The organism is Bacillus thermotolerans (assembly GCF_000812025.2).
In the GTDB taxonomy this organism is placed as follows: Bacteria; Bacillota; Bacilli; order Bacillales; family Domibacillaceae; genus Quasibacillus; species Quasibacillus thermotolerans.
The window spans coordinates 1-4408 of record NZ_JWJE02000089.1 but is presented as its reverse complement, the minus strand read 5'-3'; the positions used below and the strand labels follow the sequence as shown (position 1 = coordinate 4408).

Below are 4408 nucleotides of genomic sequence, written 5' to 3'. Positions count from 1 at the left end.
AGCGTCTGGAATGGAAATCAACAACCCCGTTTACGGGCAAAATAAAAAGACTGTAGACGCTCGATTTCCATCGAGTTTGTCTACAGTCTGAAACCACTTCCTAAGGTTACTAGGAAGTGGTTTTTGTTATTGGTATAAATTATTTATATCGCTGCTTCAGAGAGCTGCTCGGAAAATAGCTGAACTATCCTGCAAGATGTTTAGCTAAAAAGCCTTACATCATGCCGCCCATAAAGGTGTATATACAATAGAAGGGAATAGGTATTAAAAAGCCTGTCATATCAACGTTTTTGTAAGCTGGCTATTATTAAAAGTGTCTAATTCTTAGTCTCAACATGAACAAAACATGAACAAGCTTAAATGTGTATCAGTTCCTTTTCATTTTTATATTAATCAATGCTTGGGAATCGCATTTTAAGCGAATTAGAAACTGTTTTACGGGTAATCCCTCATTATTATATGTCTCAATCTTCTTTTCTAATTCTTTGCGTGCTGCCGATTAACTCAACGTTTTATTCCCAAATAAAGCAGATCAAATAATGTGAAAAGGTGTTATTCATCTTGATAGAAAGTAGTGAATCCAAATGAAGCTCTTTTATGATTCAAAAGACGTTCAGTCTATTCTTGGTTTAGGCAGCATCCGTACAGCCCAAATAAGAATTAAAACCATGAACGATGAATTGAAAGATAAAGGATACTGGATCGAACGTGGAAAAGCACCAATTGCATTTTTTCATGAAAAATATCCATATTTAACTCTTAATAACAAACAAAAGACACAAGAGAAATAGCCCCTTGTGCCTTTTGTTGTTGTGTATTGCCAAGGTTTTCCGCATCACTTTTACATCAAATCTTCCGTTGCGACAACTGCACAATGCTCAGTTTAAAAGCTCCATTTAATGATGGCGTATTTATCAGAGAGTGCCGGGAATGCAGAATGAAGAAAAAGATTTAACCCTATCACTGGTAGGGTTTTTGCTTTTTGGGAATCCTTAATCATATGATTAGTTGTCCTTTTTATTTTTTAATGAATGATTGATAAACACTCCATTTTCCATCGCTCTTTTCATAATAATACTAACCATATCGGCAGGTTTAGTGTATTTTTGTCTTCCAGTATCAGTTTTAATGTACAAAGTTTTTCCTCTATCAAAATAAATCGCTAAAGGATCAAATGGTTTTTTTATTTCCACTTCTAATATAAAAAGGTTGTCAATATCGTTTTTATCTTTGTCTTTTACTGAATGCCATCTTATTTTGTGGTACTCAACGCTTATTTTAGGTTCTAATCTGTCTCTGATTTTAGAATTAATACTAAGCGCTATCTCATCCCTATCTTTATAAGATAGTTCAAGTCCCTTTACTATTTTCTTGTCAGATATTCCAAAGAAAATACTGCCGCCGTTACTATTCAAAAAACTAACGACATACTCCATTATTTTATTGTCGATTAATACCCTGATTTCATTAACGCTTGAAAAATCTAATGGCGATTTAAATTCACAGTCTCTACTTTCCTCTAAAAACATTACTTCTTCGTCTAAAAAGAACTCAAAATAGTCCTTCGTTTGAACCTCAAATCTATTTTCATGTGAATACCCTACTCCCCCAGTAAAGCACCAAGCTTCATCAAGCTGTTCTAATTCCAATTCATTAATGGACCCTATCTTTTTTATTAATCTTGTTTTACTTATGGTTCTTATCTGTTCTAACAAGACTATATAATCTGACTCCATACCGTATTTTTTCTGAGAAAGCTTTATATGCGTTGGTAGCTTGGGTTCGGTTATTTTATTAGTAATTGATGCTACTATCACTGTAGTTGAAAATCGATTACCTATGTCATTTTGTACAATCGGTAAAAAGACGACACTCCTAACCTGAGCGCTGTCTTACTTTATTCTCGATAATATAAATATGTTACCTTTTAGACACATGAGATAGCTGCTTTCAAGTCGAACATACCTAAAAACGGGAATTGCAGATATTCGGATTATCCAATTGATGATATCCGGTAAAAAGCTACATTACCAATTTTCATTTAACCATTGGGCGGATTACCTATGGAAAAATATCCATTTTTCATTGATATTACATAATTGTACCATTAGAATGGTAATGTAAGCATTTTCTAAAGGAGAGGTATGCTTAGTGAGAAAGCCGCAGGTTATTTTTACTTCAGTGTTGCTTGCATTGTCTATGTTTTCTTTAGCAGACAAAACAGAAGCAACAGAAAAGATTGAGGATTTTAAAGAATTACAAGTGAAAATCGAAAACAATAAGTTAATTGAGGGAGAAAAGTTAAAAGCAGAGAAGGTTGACAAGAAAAAAGCAACTCTAGATGCCATGCTGGAAGAACAAAACCTTAATGAAGAAACACTTCGTGAAGAGGGCGATTTTTATTATGATTCATCAAAAGATCAATTTGTGCTTCAAATAAAGAAAGATATCAAAGATACATCTAAAAAAGAAAAATTTAACAATCTTAAAAATCATTCCAAGGCTAGAACTATCACGAATGCAGTAACAAACGATATTATTATTGAAGAAGTTAAATATTCAAATGAAGAACTAATCGAAGTTCAGGACCATTTTTTTAAAGTACATAATCCAGAACTGTTTACTCAAAACACAAACTTAAATTTAGACACTATAAATAATAGACTTGAGTTAGTGACAGATTCAATTAGTGATGACCTGAAAAGATCTTTAGAAGATACATATGGTGATAAATTGCATGTTAAAGTTGATCCAAGCTTTGTAGATAAACACGAGCCACTAAAAGCTAGAAAAGATAATTGGAAATCAACTTGGTGCTGGTATTGGGGTACTAAACAATACTGGAACCACTCTATGTACATCAGCAGGGGTTGCTTATAATACAAGCCAACATTTTATTGTGACAGCGGGTCATTGTATTACTGGCGGAAATGAACCAGTAAGGCAATGGCATGTATATGTAGGTACTACACATTTAGATTCAAGACCTAGCGGATTCGATTTTGGTTTGGTAAGGATTGATAGACCCAATAATTTAACCGGTGGAAGATATGCTACGGACGGTTATTACATTGATGGAAGTAATTCAAATGGGTACGATGTAAAACTCTCTCGTACTGCTAAACCTTATACTGGCATGCCAGTATGTAAAAGTGGTATTACAACAGGATATACTTGTGGAGAAGTCCTACATGTTAGAGCAGTACATCCAAAGACCGAATTAATTGGCATTAAAGTACATTCAAATAATCCTACTTTTGCAGCTAAAGGGGACAGTGGATCTCCACTTACTTATTACAGTAATGGAACTTATAGAACTGTAGGAATACTTTCAGCTGGTACAACAGGTAATAAATATGAGACAACTGTTTATTTCACACCATTAGTTGAAATGTTAGAAAAGTATAATATAAACTATTATACAAAGGATAGTGCTACAAAGCTTTAATTAATTGGAAAAAATTTTTTAATACAAAGGAGTTAACCAAGTGAAAATAAAACTTCTTGTTTTTATTCTATCCATTCCTCTGGTTTTTCTCGCAGCTTGTTCATCAGATAGCCAAACTACAAATGATGTGAATGCTACAAATAAAGAGAGTGATGAGCATATAAGAGAAATTGCTTGGGATTTTGTTAAAGAAATGGGTTGGAATGATGAGGTTAAAGAAGAGTGGCAGCGTGCAAAAGTAACGAAAACGATTGCTGCTGATGATGATCATAAATTCCTGGGTCAAGCTTATAAAGATAATTATGAAGGCAAGGAAGTATTATTTGTTTCTTTTGAAAGTACCCCTTCCATATTAATTGACCCAAAGACCAACAAGGTAATTGGTTATAAGTCATTAGAAAACCCTCCTGTCGAAGGGTATATTGTCAATAAGGATAAGGATAGAATATGGGTGATTCCTGAAATAAAAAAAGAAGAATTAATAGGCAAGAGTGAGGAAGAGGTGTTTGCTCTTGTGATGAGTGAAAAGTATCACGGGGAAGGGTATATGGTTGACGCAAAAGATATTGATAAAGAGATGGTTTCCTCTCTTCAAGTGGGTCAAAAGGTCATCGTGAATTTCGATACATTTGGGCTTTCAGCTCCCATGTATGCACATGCTACCAAAATAAAAATTGTAGAAGAATGAAGTTAACATTTTAAGAAAAGCTTCTAGACCGTAACAAATTTGTTACGGTCTTAGTTTATTGACAAAATGAGACTTGAGCACAAATCCAGGGCTATTTTTATGCAAGCCCTTTTTTGGGAAGAATCACATAAAAAAGAATTATATTATTTGCTGCTCTTATCGACCTCCTCCTTTTTTGAATTGTATTTGGCAAGTAAAAAATGTATGTAACGGCAGTTAAAAATGTAACCACTTGCCAACTTTAATACTAGTTTTGTAATAATGACTCTTTA

The 4408-nt window shown here is 33.7% G+C and carries 5 protein-coding genes; 4 read left to right on the top strand and 1 reads right to left on the bottom strand.

Going from position 1 to position 4408, the window contains the following annotated elements:
- Nucleotides 1-584: 584 nt before the first annotated feature.
- On the top strand, nucleotides 585-791 hold the full coding sequence (locus tag QY97_RS18525; RefSeq protein ID WP_039230149.1) for a hypothetical protein: 207 nt from the start codon (nucleotides 585-587) through the stop codon (nucleotides 789-791).
- Between the two features lie 213 nt (nucleotides 792-1004).
- Here the strand turns inward: QY97_RS18525 and QY97_RS20340 are convergent, their stop codons facing one another.
- On the bottom strand, nucleotides 1005-1856 hold the full coding sequence (locus tag QY97_RS20340; protein ID WP_269764115.1) for an RNA-binding domain-containing protein: 852 nt from the start codon (nucleotides 1854-1856) through the stop codon (nucleotides 1005-1007).
- Between the two features lie 295 nt (nucleotides 1857-2151).
- On the opposite strand from QY97_RS20340, the gene QY97_RS18515 reads away from it, so the two are divergent.
- The 3 genes from QY97_RS18515 to QY97_RS19715 are packed head-to-tail and all read left to right on the top strand — an operon-like array spanning nucleotide 2152 to nucleotide 4136.
- The gene (locus tag QY97_RS18515) at nucleotides 2152-2880 is read left to right on the top strand and encodes a hypothetical protein (protein ID WP_039230145.1); all 729 of its coding nucleotides are present in this window, start codon (nucleotides 2152-2154) and stop codon (nucleotides 2878-2880) included.
- Between the two features lie 19 nt (nucleotides 2881-2899).
- Entirely contained in the window at nucleotides 2900-3448 is a 549-nt protein-coding gene (locus QY97_RS18510) for a S1 family peptidase (protein ID WP_039230144.1), read from the top strand.
- Between the two features lie 40 nt (nucleotides 3449-3488).
- Nucleotides 3489-4136: a YobA family protein gene (locus QY97_RS19715; protein ID WP_052729018.1), complete on the top strand. Its 648-nt coding sequence runs from the start codon at nucleotides 3489-3491 to the stop codon at nucleotides 4134-4136.
- Nucleotides 4137-4408 lie beyond the last annotated feature (272 nt).

Coding starts and splice junctions, on each gene's coding strand:
- QY97_RS18525 (WP_039230149.1), top strand. CDS start 585: ATGAAGCTCTTTTATGATTCAAAAGACGTTCAGTCTATTCTTGGTTTA.